This is a genomic window from Streptomyces yongxingensis, from assembly GCF_055597465.1.
Genome location: NZ_CM145717.1, coordinates 429,508 through 443,358, shown reverse-complemented (window position 1 = coordinate 443,358; position 13,851 = coordinate 429,508). Strand labels below are relative to the sequence as shown.

General features: G+C 67.4%; 15 protein-coding genes and 1 pseudogene. 6 read left to right on the top strand and 10 right to left on the bottom strand.

Annotated features, from left to right (window positions below; genetic code table 11):
* The first annotated feature begins 217 nt into the window (after positions 1–217).
* Both ACZ6TD_RS02115 and ACZ6TD_RS02110 read left to right on the top strand, forming a co-directional pair.
* The gene (locus tag ACZ6TD_RS02115) at positions 218–349 is read left to right on the top strand and encodes a hypothetical protein (RefSeq protein ID WP_471349547.1); all 132 of its coding nucleotides are present in this window, start codon (positions 218–220) and stop codon (positions 347–349) included.
* Between the two features lie 308 nt (positions 350–657).
* Positions 658–1,068: a RidA family protein gene (locus tag ACZ6TD_RS02110; RefSeq protein ID WP_471349544.1), complete on the top strand. Its 411-nt coding sequence runs from the start codon at positions 658–660 to the stop codon at positions 1,066–1,068.
* 119 nt (positions 1,069–1,187) lie between these two features.
* Here the strand turns inward: ACZ6TD_RS02110 and ACZ6TD_RS02105 are convergent, their stop codons facing one another.
* Positions 1,188–1,538 (bottom strand): winged helix-turn-helix transcriptional regulator, encoded by a 351-nt coding sequence (locus ACZ6TD_RS02105; protein ID WP_385220332.1) that lies wholly within the window; start codon positions 1,536–1,538, stop codon positions 1,188–1,190.
* A gap of 203 nt (positions 1,539–1,741) precedes the next feature.
* Positions 1,742–2,869, bottom strand: a complete 1,128-nt coding sequence (locus tag ACZ6TD_RS02100; protein ID WP_471349541.1) for an NADH:flavin oxidoreductase — start codon at positions 2,867–2,869, stop codon at positions 1,742–1,744.
* A 374-nt stretch (positions 2,870–3,243) separates the two neighbouring features.
* Here ACZ6TD_RS02100 and ACZ6TD_RS02095 point away from each other — a divergent pair, with 374 nt between their 5' ends.
* Positions 3,244–3,468 carry a winged helix-turn-helix transcriptional regulator gene (locus ACZ6TD_RS02095; protein WP_471349539.1) on the top strand — a complete coding sequence of 75 codons (225 nt, stop codon included), beginning with the start codon at positions 3,244–3,246 and terminating at the stop codon, positions 3,466–3,468.
* A gap of 66 nt (positions 3,469–3,534) precedes the next feature.
* On the opposite strand, the gene ACZ6TD_RS02090 is transcribed toward ACZ6TD_RS02095, so the two are convergent.
* A complete protein-coding gene (locus ACZ6TD_RS02090; RefSeq protein ID WP_471349536.1) occupies positions 3,535–4,284 on the bottom strand; it encodes an SDR family NAD(P)-dependent oxidoreductase in 750 nt (249 codons plus the stop codon).
* Between the two features lie 239 nt (positions 4,285–4,523).
* On the opposite strand from ACZ6TD_RS02090, the gene ACZ6TD_RS02085 reads away from it, so the two are divergent.
* A complete protein-coding gene (locus tag ACZ6TD_RS02085; protein WP_471349533.1) occupies positions 4,524–5,432 on the top strand; it encodes a LysR family transcriptional regulator in 909 nt (302 codons plus the stop codon).
* A gap of 189 nt (positions 5,433–5,621) precedes the next feature.
* Here ACZ6TD_RS02085 and ACZ6TD_RS02080 read toward each other — a convergent pair whose 3' ends face one another.
* Complete coding sequence (locus ACZ6TD_RS02080) at positions 5,622–6,179, bottom strand: GNAT family N-acetyltransferase (protein ID WP_471349531.1); 558 nt, start codon at positions 6,177–6,179, stop codon at positions 5,622–5,624.
* Positions 6,180–6,310: 131 nt separating this feature from the next.
* Entirely contained in the window at positions 6,311–7,525 is a 1,215-nt protein-coding gene (locus ACZ6TD_RS02075) for a hypothetical protein (RefSeq protein WP_471349527.1), read from the bottom strand.
* Positions 7,526–7,610: 85 nt separating this feature from the next.
* Between ACZ6TD_RS02075 and ACZ6TD_RS02070 the strand changes: the two genes are divergently transcribed.
* Entirely contained in the window at positions 7,611–8,303 is a 693-nt protein-coding gene (locus ACZ6TD_RS02070) for a TetR/AcrR family transcriptional regulator (RefSeq protein ID WP_471349524.1), read from the top strand.
* Here the strand turns inward: ACZ6TD_RS02070 and ACZ6TD_RS02065 are convergent.
* The 5 genes and pseudogenes from ACZ6TD_RS02065 to ACZ6TD_RS02045 all read right to left on the bottom strand — a co-directional run bounded on the left by ACZ6TD_RS02065 (position 8,300) and on the right by ACZ6TD_RS02045 (position 12,851).
* A pseudogene (locus tag ACZ6TD_RS02065) lies at positions 8,300–9,181 on the bottom strand (helix-turn-helix domain-containing protein). The gene ACZ6TD_RS02070 and the pseudogene ACZ6TD_RS02065 overlap by 4 nt on opposite strands.
* 8 nt (positions 9,182–9,189) lie before the next feature.
* The gene (locus tag ACZ6TD_RS02060) at positions 9,190–10,206 is read right to left on the bottom strand and encodes an NADPH:quinone oxidoreductase family protein (protein ID WP_471349521.1); all 1,017 of its coding nucleotides are present in this window, start codon (positions 10,204–10,206) and stop codon (positions 9,190–9,192) included.
* A 46-nt stretch (positions 10,207–10,252) separates the two neighbouring features.
* Entirely contained in the window at positions 10,253–10,618 is a 366-nt protein-coding gene (locus ACZ6TD_RS02055) for a MerR family transcriptional regulator (protein WP_471349518.1), read from the bottom strand.
* A 483-nt stretch (positions 10,619–11,101) separates the two neighbouring features.
* Positions 11,102–12,022, bottom strand: a complete 921-nt coding sequence (locus tag ACZ6TD_RS02050) for an SDR family oxidoreductase (protein ID WP_471349515.1) — start codon at positions 12,020–12,022, stop codon at positions 11,102–11,104.
* Positions 12,023–12,371: 349 nt separating this feature from the next.
* The gene (locus ACZ6TD_RS02045) at positions 12,372–12,851 is read right to left on the bottom strand and encodes a CGNR zinc finger domain-containing protein (protein WP_471358758.1); all 480 of its coding nucleotides are present in this window, start codon (positions 12,849–12,851) and stop codon (positions 12,372–12,374) included.
* Positions 12,852–12,954: 103 nt separating this feature from the next.
* On the opposite strand from ACZ6TD_RS02045, the gene ACZ6TD_RS02040 reads away from it, so the two are divergent.
* A complete protein-coding gene (locus ACZ6TD_RS02040) occupies positions 12,955–13,821 on the top strand; it encodes an alpha/beta fold hydrolase (RefSeq protein ID WP_471349513.1) in 867 nt (288 codons plus the stop codon).
* The last annotated feature ends 30 nt before the right edge of the window (positions 13,822–13,851 follow it).

The following is a 13,851-nucleotide window of genomic DNA, read 5'->3' as shown; positions in this document are numbered from 1 at the left end:
AAGCCTGGTGCGAGGTGTTCGGGCCCGGGCGTCACACGCCCATGCGTGTGCGGGGCGCCGTGCGCGCACGGCCAGGGCGGCGGGAAGGAGGGTCTGCCGGATCTCCCCCGTGGACGGCTGGGGTCATTTCCGCCTCCCGTCCGATAGGTGCGCGGTCGCCATGCTTCGCACCGCACTGGAGGCTCCCGGTGGCCGTCGAAGTACACCGCTCGCACCCTTGGCCATCGCTACCTCGACCATGACATGGGCCGGCGAGGCCATCGATCTGATCATCGACCTGCCATCCGCGGCCGACCTGGTAGCCACCCTGGCCGCGCAGGCTGAAGACGCACTCGACCGCCCCGGATGACGCTGGCCGGAATCGACTACCGGGCGGCGCACCGGCAGCGTCCCTCCCAGGCCACTCGTCAGTCACCGCCAAGACGTGGAGACGGTCACCGAACGTCACCGACGCAACTGGCCATACTTGGGGCATCTCTGGTGGCCGCCGTCAGGGTGAGCCCGGGGCGGCCGTTTCCAGCCCCCACCCGCACCCGTGCCACAGCGCTGCTGTCAGGGTGCTCTCACCTAGTTCTTTAACCTCGCGCCGTGACGGACGGTCGCGCGAGGAGGCCAATTCTGATGCACGTGAGCGGCCTTCTGGGCAGACTCACGGGCATGACAGCGAAGATCACATGCATCAACCCCGAGCAGTTGCATGAAACACCCGGCTACCACCACATCACTGTGGTGGAGGCCGGCCGAACGGCCTACCTGGCAGGGCAGTGCCCGCTCGATCGGAACGGTTCACTTGTCGGCCCGGACTCCGTTGAGATGCAGATCGATCAGGTCGTCATGAACGCGATCACCGCTCTCGCGGCGGTGAATGCCCAGCCCCGTCACGTGGTGCGTTCGGTGATCTACGTGCGAAGCGACGACAGAGATGTCCTGGGCCTCGCGTGGCGTCGGCTCACCGCCTCCGCCCTCGGGCCGGCGTTCGCATCCGCCAGCACGCTCCTAGGGGTCGCACAGTTGGGCTTCCCAGGGCAGCTGGTCGAGGTGGACCTCACCGTCGCGCTGCCCGACTGAGCCGCTCCCTCGTCCCTCGAACCGCGTCTCGAACTGCTTCGCCCGCTTGGTCATGCGCCGGACGCCGAGATGACGGCACGCTGCTCAGAACGCCCGCACGCTGCCACCACCCGATCTCATCAGGATCGGACGGGTTGGCTCGCCAACGCCCCTATCCGATCCATGTGGGCGTATCCCCATTCGCACAGCGGGCGCAGCGCTTCAGCCAGACTCGAGCCGAACGGTGTCAGGGAGTATTCGACGTGAGGGGGAAGCTCCTGGAAGTCCTTGCGGACGACAATGCAGTCTGCCTCAAGGTCTTTGAGCGCGCCGATCAGCACTTTCTCGGTAACGCCGTCGACAAGGCGGCGCAGCTGGCCGAACCGCTGGGGACCGTGCACGGCGAGCTGCCACAGCACCAGAAACTTCCACCTGCCCCCGACGACGGACAGTGCGGCGTCCAATCCGCAGTAGAACCCACGCTCAGTCATCTGGACATACCCTTCCGTCCGCCACCACCTGGAGGCACTTACCCCAAAGTAGGTACTTGCCGGCGGGAGGGGACTTGTTGTTGGCCGATCATCAGAGTGAGCCACCGGACCGCAGTCGAGGACTCATCCGTACATAAATCCGCTTCGGTGCACGGACTCGTGCCTGAGCTGAATCGGTGCAGGGCGGATGCCGGGACCCGACGTCAGCGCAGGGTGGCGACCTGGTCGGCGGAGAACGGGATCAGCGCCTCCGTATCCCCCGTGAGGACCTTGCGAGCCCACTCCGGGTCGGCGATCAGGGCCCGGCCGATCGCGATGAGGTCGAACTCGTCCCGCTCCAGCCGGTCCAGCAGGTTCTCGATGCCCGCCACCCCGGTCCGGCTCCCGTTCTGGAACCCCGGTTCGAACTCCTTGTCCAGGCCGACGGAGCCGACGCTGATGGTGGCCTTGCCGGTGAGCTTCTTGGTCCAGCCCGCGAGATTCAGGTCCGAGCCCTCGAACTCCGGCACCCAGTACCGGCGGGTGGAGGAGTGGAAGGCGTCCACCCCGGCCTCCGCGATCGGGGTGAGGACCGCCTCCAGCTCCTGCGGGGTGGTGGCCAGCCGCGCGTCATAGTGCCTCACCTTCCACTGCGAGGTGCGGAAGACGATCGGGAAGTCGGCGGAGACGGCCTTCCGGCAGGCGGCCACGATCTCGGCGGCGAACCGGGTACGGGCGACCGGGTCACCGCCGTAGCCGTCGGTGCGGCGGTTGGTGCGCTCCCACAGGAACTGGTCGATCAGAAGGCCATGGGCACCGTGCACTTCGACGCCGTCGAAGCCGGTGCGCTCGGCCGCGGCGGCGGCCTCGGCGAAGGCGGCGATCACCGCGTCCAGGTCGTCCTGGGTCATGGCCTTACCGGCCGGGGCGCCGTCCAGCCCGAGACCCGACGGGCTGACCGTCGGGGCGTCGGGGACCGGGCCCGAGCCCTCGGGGCGCTGCACCCCGACGTGGCAGATCTGCGCCAAGATCCGGCCGCCCGCGCGGTGCACCTCCGCCACCACGTTCTTCCAGCCCGTCAGGGCGTCCTCGCCGTGAAACAGCGGCGCCCGGACGCTGTCCCCCGCCGAGTCGTGACGGATGTACGTTCCCTCGGTGACGATCAGCCCGACCCCGCCGGCCGCCCGGCGCGCGTAGTACCGCGCCACATCGGCACCGGGGACGCCGCCCGGCGAGAAGTCGCGCGTCATCGGCGCCATGACGATCCGGTTCGGGACGGTGAGCCCGCGCACGGTGAACGGGCGGGACAGGGTCTGAGCCGCGTGGTCGGCGGCAGCGCTGCTGGCAGGCACGTGAATGCTCCTCGAAGGTAGGACGACGTTCCGCGGAGGGCCGGCTCTCGGAGGCGGCGGCGATGTCGGTGGTGCTGGACGTGTCGGGCATGATCGATGTGTCTTTCGTGCATTCGGTTGGTTTGGTCTGCCTCCCCGACGCCGAGGCTCGTGCGCCCGAACCCGGGACGGGGCTTGACGGCTAGGCCGGTTGCCTACGCCAGAACCGAGGAAACATGCCGTTCCTTCCCATCGGCAAGTACCTACTTTTTTGTAAGTGCCTCCAGCGTGGGTGTTTTCGTAAAACAGGAGCCACGATGAGAACCGATCGCCAGTACTACTGTGGGCTCGACGCAGCACTATCGGTGGTTGACGGCCAGTAGAATTACCTGGTCGTGTGGCAGCTCGCCTCGGAAGGGCCTCGCAGGTTCGGGCAATTGCGACGCCTCGTCAACGGCGTGACCGAGAAGGTCCTCATCGGTGCGCTCAAGGAGCTCGAAGCCGATGGCATCATCGTGCGCAAGGACTTTCGGGAAGTGCCCCCGCACCTGGCAGCCATCGAACGGCGACAAGCTAACTGCCCTACCCGGAGTTCTCGAACTCACCGATCCCACGAATGAGCGGAGTAATCCCGCGCCAAAACCGTAGGACAAGCTCATGCCCAGTTCTGCTCCGGCCGAAGCGGGCTATACCTGAGCCATACCGCCGTCGATGCAGAGTTCTGCACCTGTCATGAAACTGCTCTCGTCCGAGGCGAGAAACAGCGCACCATTGGCGATCTCCTCGGGAAGCCCGAGGCGGCCCATCGGGACAAGGGTACTCATGTGGGCTCGGAGAGCTACTGGATCTTGACCGAAGTACTCGGACTGTCCATCGATGATGAGGGTGTCGATCGGCCCCGGACTCAGCACGTTGACCCGAAGACCCCGGTCGCCGAACTCTGCCGCCCACGTGCGCGCGTAGGAGCGCACGGCGGCCTTCGCCGCGCTGTAAGCCCCTGCCCCGGGATCCCCCTTGAATGCCGTGATCGAGCCCAGCAAAACGATCGAGCCGCCCGTTCGTAGAATCGGCAGCGCCTTCTGGACGGTGAACAGTGTGCCGCGGGCATTGAGGTCGAATGTGCGGTCGAAGTGTTCCTCGGTCACGTCCCCGAAGTTCATCCGCTCAATGCTTCCGGCGTTCGCGACGATCACATCGAGGTGTCCGCTCTCCTGACGGATAGCCTCGACCACATTGTCGAGATCACCCGACACTGTAGCGTCCGCGGTGACTGCCGTGACATGTCCCTCAATGGAAGCCTTCGCGGCTTCGAGCGCCTCCTTCCGCCGCCCCGTGATGTAGACGTGGGCGCCTTCACTTCCGAATCTCTGGGCAATCGCCAGACCAAGGCCCGCGCTCCCGCCAGTGACGAGGGCTACCTTATTCGCGAGACGCATGCTTTCTCCTTGAGTCGAGACTGTGAGCACCGAACACATTGCTTTGCCTCATCCTGCTTTTGACAGCTGGCGTCGCAGGACTTGCGTGCCTGCAGGGCGCGGCTGCCGTCCCGCAGCTTTCCGGCCCTGGTGGCTGCGCTGGGCGTGCACCACGGTAGGACCGGCCCGACATAGAGGCAAATAGTGGCAACGTATAGTCTGCATTGACATCTCCTATGTCATATCGAAGGTGGATGCGAATGAACCTGCGCCAATACGAATACGCCCTGGCCGTCGCCGACGAGGGCTCCATGACAGCGGCAGCAGAACGTCTGCGGGTCACTCAGCCCTCTCTGTCGCAGCAGATCGGCACCTTGGAGAAGCACCTCGGGGTGCAGCTGTTCACCCGCACCCCGAGCGGGGTGACGGTGACGGTGGCAGGGCGGGCTTTCCTCGCAGAGGCGAAGATCGCGACGACCGCATCCCGGCGTGCCATCACGGCCGCCCGCGCCGCCGACGGGGAACTGGCAGGCGAACTCATCATCGCTGTCCACATGGGCCTGGGAGCACGCCAGTTGCCCCAGGCATTGGGGCAGCTGCGTAATCGCCACCCGAAGCTGCAGGTGACTCTCCACGAGGAGCCCGATCCCGCGGACATGGAACGACTGGTCCGTCAGGGAACCCTCGACCTGGTCCTCGTGCACCGCATCCCCGCCGGGTGCACCTTCGACATTCACCCTCTGGGCGAGGAAGCCTACGTCGCCGTCTTGCCGAAGGGGCACCCGCTTCTCTCGGACGGCGCCGCCCCGCGTCTGGAAGACCTGGCGTCAGAGGGGTGGATCCGGTTCCGGCGCGCCAGCCTGCTCGACGATTACCTCGCCCACCTGCTCGCCAACGCGGGCCTCAGCCCGCACACGGTGGCCCGAGCGTCACAGATCTCCACTGCGGTGCGGCTCGTGGCGCAGGGCTTGGGCGTCACTGTGGTCCCGGCCTCGGCCATCCCCGAAGGCTTCGAAGAACTGGCCTGCCCGCTACTGCCCTCCCTGACCGAGCCCGTCCTCGTCGGCGTGCGGCGCAATCCGGGTTCGGCAGAGACGGCCATGCTCGACCATCTCAACCAGCAGAACTGGTGCGGTACGGGCATCCTCTGTCAGCCCGCAACTGTTTGAGCGTTCACTTTCCACGTTGCACCAACATGGAACGACCTCGAGCCCCGAGGCCATTCACGATGCCGCCCTGTCTTCACCGCTCAGCCTTTTGACCTGCCGATACGGGGTTCAGAAGGTACTTGGGATTGCGGGACACCACGGGGCCGCCGTCTTCACCTGACAGCCCAACTCCGGCGCCAATCAGCGCCTTCACTGTGCGGCGAAGTGGTCGCTGCTCAGTGCGTAAACGGTGCAGGGGCGGCCCAGGACGCTGTCTTCACGCAGAGGTGTGAATCCCAGGCGGCGGGCCACGGTAGCGGAGGCGGTATTGCCGTGGTGGATCATGGCCGTGATCTGCCCGAGCCCGAGCGCGCCGAAGCCCCATGCGAGGACGGCACGTGCTGCTTCCGTGGCGTAGCCGTTGCCCCAGTGCGCTCGGGCGAAGGTCCACCCGATCTCGGTCTCGCCGAGCGTCTCCCACCAGTTGAGGCCGGAGCGCCCGATCGCCTCGCCGGTGCTGGTCAGTTCGACGGCACACAGGCCGTGGCCGCGCTGAACCCACTGTTGACGGATGTCGCGGAGACGCGCTGCGGCCTGCTCGTGGGTGTAGGCGCCGACGAACTGGTTCACCTGGTCATCGATGTGGAGACGCACCCACCAGTCGGTGTCGGCTTCGGAGAGCGGGCGCAGACGGAGGCGTGGTGTGGTGAGCACCGGCTTCAGCCCGACGGGTGGCAGGTCACGTCCGCTGTGTGTGGTCGCTTCCATTCGGGGTCCTTCCTGTCTCTGGCCGCGATCAAGCATGGAGGCCGATGCGGAGGTCGGTACAGCACCGGGTAGGGGAGTGGTGTCGGCGCAAGGCACACAGGTCGTTGGCGCCCGGCCGCTCCCGGACGGAGTCAGTTCGCGGGTTGCAGGTCGGCCGGGAGGAGTTGCTCGGTGAGCAGGCGGCGGACCCTGGCCTGGCGGTCGGGAGCGCTGAGCCAGGAGTCCAGGAGCTGCCAGCCGTGAAAGTAGCTGAGGACGTACAGGGCCATACCCGTGGCCCGTAGTGAGGCAAGCGCTGCGCCGGTCTCGGCGTCGGAGAGCAGAGCCCAGCGGGACAGATAGGCGGCCAGTTCGGTGTCCGGACGGCCTTCGGCTGCCAGGAGCGCGGTGTTGGCCCAGACGCCGAACAGGATGTTCTGCACGTGGTGGATGGCGGCGAAGTCGCTGCCGTCGGGGGGCACGCCGTATGCGGCGAGTACGTTGTCGGTCAGCCACGCCTGGGCCTCGTCGCCGGGGAAGACGATGTCCTGGGCATGCAGGCCGAGCCCTTCACTGATCACGAAGCTGGGGCCGAGCATGAACCGGATCTGTTGATCGAGGCGGCCCTGTTCCTCGACGAGCAGACGTTCCTTGAGCAGGGACTCGGCGATGTGCCCGGGGTGACCCTCGTGCGCCACGATGTACAGAAGATCGGCGAGGTTGAATGGCACATCGCTGTTGATGTGCAGGGTTGACCGCAACCCGCCCTCGTACTCCCCGGCCGCACGGAAATGCACACCGGATACCAGTCGGCATCGCACCACCTCGTCCGGCGGCAAAGGCACGATGGCGCTGGTGCGCTGTCGTGTCTCGGCGACGGCTCCGGCGACGAGAGCGGGCAGCCGGTCCAGCCGCTCCAGTGGCAGCGTGTGGGCCGCCCGCCAGGCGTGCAGCCGGTCCGCCAGCGAGCCGGCGCCCCGTGGCAGCGCGGCGTGCAGCCGGGCATGAGCCTCCTCGAACAGCTTTTCCGGCAGCCATCGCGCTGAGATACCCAAGCATTCGTGGGCGTACTCCGGCAGCGGCAGCTTCTGGCCGGACAGCCGCCGGGCGACCGCCCGCAGAGCCCGGACATGGGCGGCCAGATACTCGGCGCGATGGGGCGGGAACGGCACCTGCTCCAGCAGCGCGTCAGCGTCGTCGGCCAGCCGCCCGGCCGAGGGCGGATCTTCGCTCTCCGCCTGTGCACGCCATTTCTGCGGCCCGCGGTAGATGAGCACCGTCCCCGTGGCGCTCCCAGCCATCTGCCGGTTGACGCGCAGCGCCAACAGCGCATAATCGCGCAGCCACTTCCGTGACGTTACCGACATTGTTTCCTCCCTGTCCCCGAAGCCGAGTTCCGCCACGAAGCTAGCTGTACGATCCTCCGTACGGCGTACGGAAGGAGCGCGAAGAGTGCCTCAGCCACGTCCCCCGGCGATCTGGTTCACCGACGAGCCCGACCGCAAGCCCCGCCTCTCCAGACAGCGGATCACCCGCGCCGCGGTGGCGTTGCTGGACGCCGAGGGATTGGAGGGCCTGTCCATGCGGCGTCTCGCGGCCCGCCTGGAGGCCGGCACCATGTCGCTGTACGAATACGTCGGCAACAAGGAGAACCTGCTCGACCTCGCCGTGGACGAGGCCATCGGCGAGATCGAAGTGGACGGCGTCGACGGTGTGCCCTGGCGAGAAGCCCTCACCCGCCAGCTGACCCGCAGCAGACACGTCATGCGGCGTCACCCCTGGCTGCCCGCTCTGATGGCCACCCGCCCGCTGTTCGGCCCTCATGCCCTCGCACGGTCTGAGCTGGTCTATTCCGTGCTCAACAGGGCCGGACTCGAAGGGGCCCGGCTCACTGCCGCCGTTGCGTCCCTGACCTATTACGTCCAGGGGTACACCGCCACGGAGAACCTATGGCGCAGCAGCCATCGCGACCCCGCCGCGGAGACGGAACTGCGCAGCCAGGCTCAGCAGTACCTCGCCCGCCGAGAAGAACTCCACCCCACGCTGGCCCGGCACGCCGACCTCGGCAACGATGACTTCGACGGCTCGTTCCAACTCGGCCTGGAGACCGTGCTCGACGGGATCGAGGCCCGCATCGGCACCTAGCTGTATGAGGCCAGGACGTTGGTTACGCCTGCGCGTAGTCGCCGGGCTGGCGGTTGGCCTCCAGCTGCACCGTGGGGCCGGTGGTAGTTGTAGTGGATGTTCCAGACGTCAAGGGCATCTCGGCGCTGCTCCTCCGAGGCCCAGCGACGGGCGTAGAGGAACTCTTCGGCGATGATTCGGTTGTAGCGCTCCTGCCGTGGGCTGCGAACCAGGCCCTGGCCCGGTGCAGAAACGTGATGGCGGTGACGGCCTTCTCGTCGGGCAGCGCTTCGGTGTAGGCAAGCCGACTGAATCCGTCGACGGCGGAATGCGAGTAGACGTAGCCGCCGCGTGCGCCCTTGTTCCTGCGCCGCTCGACAGTCTTGGCCTGGCGGCTTCCGCGCCCATGGACCCGCCAGCCACCGCCATCCGGGATCCGGGATCCGGCCGACCTTCTTCACGTCGATGTGAACCATGTGTCCAGGACGGCGAGCGGTGATCTTCCGCGGTTCCCGGTTGAGGTCGCCGCTGGGATCGATGAACCGGCGCCGGTTCAGGCCGAGGGCGAGCAGATGCCGCGACACGGTGCGGCGACTGAGCGAGCTCCCTTCGGCCTGGAGCTCGAATGCGATCCGGGAGGCGGACCACTTCTCGGCACGGCGGAGTGCCTCGATCCTGGCGACGACGTCAGAGCTCGTCGCCGTTGGCTGGCGCCGAGGTGTGGAGGAGCGGTCCAGCAGCCCGATTTCACCGTGCTGACGGTAGCGGTTGACCCATTTCGACGCGCAGGCGCGGGAGATCCCCATCTCGGCTGTCACGTGGGCGATAGGGCGGTGCTGACAACGCTGCACGAGCCGAAGACGCCCCTCGAGGGACAGCGGAGCATTGCGGTGAAGCACAGGCGTTCCTAGCGCCAGGGATCGAGCGCCAGCTTGCCCTGGGTCTGGCCCGCTTCGAGTTGCTGGAGCACTGCCGGTCCTTCGGCCAGGGGATGCACGTGGGGGGTGCCGGGCGGGTAGACGCCATGGGCGATGAGAGCCTCGATCTCGACGAGCAACGACTGGTAGAGGGATGGTGCCGCGACCGCCAGCGCGCCGATGTGCAGGCCCTTGATCTGAACCTGGCGGGTGAAGACCAGGTCGTGCGTGGTCAGAGTGGCGTCACCGGAAGCGGCTCCGAACACGACGATGCGTCCGGTAAAGGGCTTGCTAACCGACAGGCTGGCCTCGAACGTGGCCCGGCCCACCGATTCCAGGACCAGGTCGACCCCGCCGGTCAGGCGGGTGATCTCCTCAGCCAGATCGGGACGTCGACTGTCCAGCACCTCGTCGGCGCCGAGGGCTTTGACGGTGTCGCGCTTCTCGGGCGAGGCCGTCGCAATCACCCGCGCACCGTAGTGGCGGGCGAGGCGAACGGCAGCCTGCCCGACGCCGCCGGCCGCGGCATGAACGAGCACCGCCTCACCCATCTTGATCTCGCCCAACGGCTTCAGTGCCGCCAACGCGGTGGCCCAATTCAGCACCAGACCGAGAGCCTGGGCATCGTTCCAGCCGGAAGGCACGGGAAGTACCCCTGCGGCCGGCATCGTCATGTATTGCGCGAAGGCGCCCGGGCCGGCTCCGACGACATGGGTGCCGAGCGGCAGCGGCTTCTCGACGTCCGCGCCGACCCCCACGATCTCACCGGCCGCCTCAAAGCCCGCCACGTAGGGTGCCTGCGGGCCTCCTCCGTAGGTGCCATGGGTCTGCATGACATCGGCGAAGTTGACCCCGGCGGCGCCGACGCGGATCAGGTACTCGCCGGGCCCCGGGGCAGGGCGGCGGTGATCCGTCGCGAGAGTCAGGTCCTTCGGCCCACGGTGCGACCGCTGGACCAGTGCTCGAACGGTCTGCTCGGCGGCGTTCTGCTGCTCGTTGATCTCCATGAACTGAACGTAGGAACCTCACACTTACGTCAAGGTCAAGCGGCCGTCAGAGATCAGTACGGCGGGCCTCTCTCAGGTAGGTGTCGAGTGCCGCCTGCTGATCGCTGAGAACGGCAATGCGAGCAGCGAGCCGATCGCGATAGCCCTGCACCTCGTGCAGGAACTCCGCACACACCACCTCGGTGCCGGCATCGGATCCGTCAGTGAGGCTGGGCAGGGCTTCCCTGATCAACCTCACGGGCAACCCGGACTCCAGCAGCGACCGGATGAGGAGCACCCGATCGATCGTGGACTGGCAGTAGTCACGGAACCCATTGCTAAAACGCCCAGGGACGATCAAGCCCTCGTCCTCGTAGTGCCGCAACGACCGCGCACTCACACCGCTGACTCTGGAAGCCTCGCTGATCTTCATACCTGCGGCCAACGTCCAGCCGCACCGCAATCTTCCGGCACTCGCTGCGACGAGTTGAAGACCTGCTCAGGCGCCAACAACCTCATGTCCCGCAACACCTAGCCTTCAATGACCGGTGCTCGGCACAATGAGTGTGTGACAAACAATGACGAAGGCGGGACGCCACCTACTGCCACTGGGTTTGTTGTAGGCATGCTGGTGGGCGTCCCCGCCGGGATCGTGCTCGGGCTGTCCGCCTTCGACAACATGGGGATCGGTCTGGTGCTCGGCTGTGGCGTAGGCGGAGTTTGGGGTATTACTTTCCCGGCGGTTCGGCGTTCGCGGCGACAGTCTCTTTGAGCTCTCCGTAAGACGGTTCGCTCGGGAGCGCTGTGGTCAGGTCACCTGTGCCGAATCAGCCGGGTGGGCTCCCCAGGAGACTGGTGACAGCTGAATTACGCGGGTTCACCGATAGCCAGGAACGTTACCGGTGATCGCGGTGCCTTACCGGTAGTCGGCGGCCGTGCCCTCCTTGCCACCGAAGACGACGTCCCGGAAGTAGCCGAAGGCATCCGGCCGTGAGCCGTCCAGATCGGTGAAGCCGTAGACCTTGGCCAGCTCCCCGCTGAAGACGGACTTGCCGTTCCACCGCGCCCGGTCCGGGTCGGCGGCGAGCGCGGCGACCGCCCGCCCGACGAAGTGCGGCGACTCGGCGATGGCGAAGTGCGGCTCCTTCTCCACCGCCTCCCGCCAGTTCTCCTCCGTCACCCCGAAGTGGTCCAGCATCTGCTCGGAGCGCAGAAAGCCCGGCGAGACGCTGACCGCCGTGCCGTCGAACTCCTTCAGCTCCTCCGCGAGCCCGAAGGCGGTGCGGATCGGGGCGTTCTTGGCGAGGTCGTAGAAGATGTTCTCGCGGTAGGTCTTGTTGAACTCCGCGTTGCCGTCGGTGACCTCGACCACCAGTCCGCCCGGGTGCCGGATCAGCAGCGGCAGCGCGTGGTAGCTGGTGATGAGGTGGGTCTCGACGCCGAGCCGGAGCATCCGCAGCCCGCCCGCCAGATTCGTCTCCCAGCTCTTCTTGCCGAACTCGATCAGGGCCTCACCGCCCCATACGTCGTTGACCAGGACATCCAGCCGGCCCTGCTCCCGGTCGATCCGCTCCACCAGCGCCCGGACCTGCTCGGGCTCGAGGTGGTCGGTCGGGACCGCGATGCCCGTGCCGCCGGCGGCCGTGATCAGCTCGGCCGTCTCCTCGATGGTCTCGGTGGCCCGCCCGACCTCGCTGACGCGTTCCCGGGTGGTGCGCCCCGTCGCGTAGACGGTGGCCCCTGCCGCCCCCAGCTCGACGGCCATCGCCCGGCCCGCGCCGCGGGTCGCCCCCGCGACGAGCGCGACCCTGCCCGTCAGTGCGCCCTGTGTGCTCACGTTTCGATACGTCCTCTCGGTGTGGATGCCATGCCGTGTGGGTGGCCTGGTCGCCCCCGGGCCGCCCAGAGGTCGACCCTCGCAGGAAAACCCGACATCCACTGTCCAGTATCTGGAGGCGGCCGCATCCGGCCCGCTCCGCGTGCGGGGGTGCGCGGGAGGGCCGATCCTGGTCCCGTGATGATGGACGAGACGGAGTTCCGGGGGCCGGTCGACAGCGCTCGGGAGGCCGCGGACGGCGACCCCGAGGACCAGCCCGCCCCGCTCGTCGAGCCTCACGCTGAGGCCAAACGTCACACTGCTGGGCCTTCGGCTGGTGGGGGACGTGTGCCGGCGCGTGGGGGCCGGGTCAGCGGTTGCGTTCGTAGTGGCGGCGTGCTTTTTCGCGGTTGCCGCAGACAGCCATTGAGCACCAGCGGGCGCGGTTGGCGCGGCTGCGGTCGAGCAGGAACAATTGGCACTCGTCGTTGGCGCAGGGGCGTAGCCGGCCGGGTAGTCGCTTCTCGGTGGCGGCCCAGGCGAGGACCACCTCGACGGCCAGCCGGGCGTGTGGGGGAGTCTTGACTGTCCACTGAAGACCGTCCGAAGTGATCTCCGGGATCTGGTGGACCCCTTCGAGCAGCGGGCTCAACGCGGCGGGCGAGCTTTCTCCGCGCACTACGTCCTGCAGGGCGTCCCGTGCCTCGCGCAGCAGCGCCAGTTCCGCGAGGCTGCCTTCGCCGCCGTGCTCCCGTGCCCAGCGCCTGCCTCCGGCCGGGTCGCCGAGCGCGTCCTGTTCCTCGCCGTTGACCAGTGGCCTGCTGTTGAGCAGGTCCAGCAGCGCGTCCATCGGATGACACCTCATCTAACCAGATTGAATCCTTTGACAGGTTAGCTCACCTCGTGCTTGCATGGCGAGGAACTAACCAGATCAAGCCTTTAAAGGGGTTACAATGAGCTCGGTGCACCACCGGACCGCCACCGTCGACGGCCACGAGATCTTCTACCGCGAAGCCGGCCCCGCCGACGCCCCCGCGATCGTCCTGCTGCACGGCTACCCGACCAGCTCGTTCATGTTCCGCGAACTCATCCCGCTGCTGGCCGACGACTACCACGTCATCGCGCCGGACCACCTCGGCTTCGGCCACTCCGCCGCCCCCCTCGCAGCGGAGTTCACCTACACCTTCGACGCCCTCGCCGACATCACCTCCGGACTGCTCGACCAACTGGGCCTGGACCGCTACGCCCTCTACGTCCAGGACTACGGCGCCCCCATCGGATGGCGCCTCGCGCTCCAGCACCCCGAACGGATCTCCGCCCTCGTCACCCAGAACGGCAACGGCTACGAGGACGGTTTCGTCGAGTCGTTCTGGACCGACGTCTGGGCCTACGGGGCGGACCCCGGCCCCGCCACCGAACCCGCCGTCCGCGCCGCGCTGGGCATCGACGCCATCCGCTGGCAGTACCTGCACGGCGTGCCCGATCCGAGCCTGGTCAGCCCGGACACCTGGGAGCACGACTTCGCCCTCGTCTCCCGCGAGGGCAACGACGAGATCCAGCTGGCGCTGTTCCGCGACTACCAGAACAACCGCCCGCTCTACCCGCTGCTGCACGAATTCCTGCGCACCAGCGAGGTCCCGGTGCTCGCCGTGTGGGGCCGCAACGACGAAATCTTCGGCCCGGCCGGCGCGCGGGCCTTCACCCGCGACGCCAAGGACGCCGAGGTGCACCTGATCAACGGCGGTCACTTCCTGCTGGAGAGCCACCTGGACGTCGTCGCGGGTTACCTGCGCGGCTTCCTCGGGCGGGTGCTGGACTGAGCGGGTGTCCGTGACCGATCTCCTGGCTGG

Excerpts from the sequence above, each read along its gene's own strand:
- ACZ6TD_RS02110 (WP_471349544.1), top strand. The coding sequence starts at position 658 with ATGACAGCGAAGATCACATGCATCAACCCCGAGCAGTTGCATGAAACA.
- ACZ6TD_RS02105 (WP_385220332.1), bottom strand. The coding sequence starts at position 1,538 with ATGACTGAGCGTGGGTTCTACTGCGGATTGGACGCCGCACTGTCCGTC.
- ACZ6TD_RS02090 (WP_471349536.1), bottom strand. The coding sequence starts at position 4,284 with ATGCGTCTCGCGAATAAGGTAGCCCTCGTCACTGGCGGGAGCGCGGGC.
- ACZ6TD_RS02085 (WP_471349533.1), top strand. The coding sequence starts at position 4,524 with ATGAACCTGCGCCAATACGAATACGCCCTGGCCGTCGCCGACGAGGGC.
- ACZ6TD_RS02080 (WP_471349531.1), bottom strand. The coding sequence starts at position 6,179 with ATGGAAGCGACCACACACAGCGGACGTGACCTGCCACCCGTCGGGCTG.
- ACZ6TD_RS02075 (WP_471349527.1), bottom strand. The coding sequence starts at position 7,525 with ATGTCGGTAACGTCACGGAAGTGGCTGCGCGATTATGCGCTGTTGGCG.
- ACZ6TD_RS02060 (WP_471349521.1), bottom strand. The coding sequence starts at position 10,206 with ATGGAGATCAACGAGCAGCAGAACGCCGCCGAGCAGACCGTTCGAGCA.
- ACZ6TD_RS02055 (WP_471349518.1), bottom strand. The coding sequence starts at position 10,618 with ATGAAGATCAGCGAGGCTTCCAGAGTCAGCGGTGTGAGTGCGCGGTCG.
- ACZ6TD_RS02045 (WP_471358758.1), bottom strand. The coding sequence starts at position 12,851 with ATGGACGCGCTGCTGGACCTGCTCAACAGCAGGCCACTGGTCAACGGC.
- ACZ6TD_RS02040 (WP_471349513.1), top strand. The coding sequence starts at position 12,955 with ATGAGCTCGGTGCACCACCGGACCGCCACCGTCGACGGCCACGAGATC.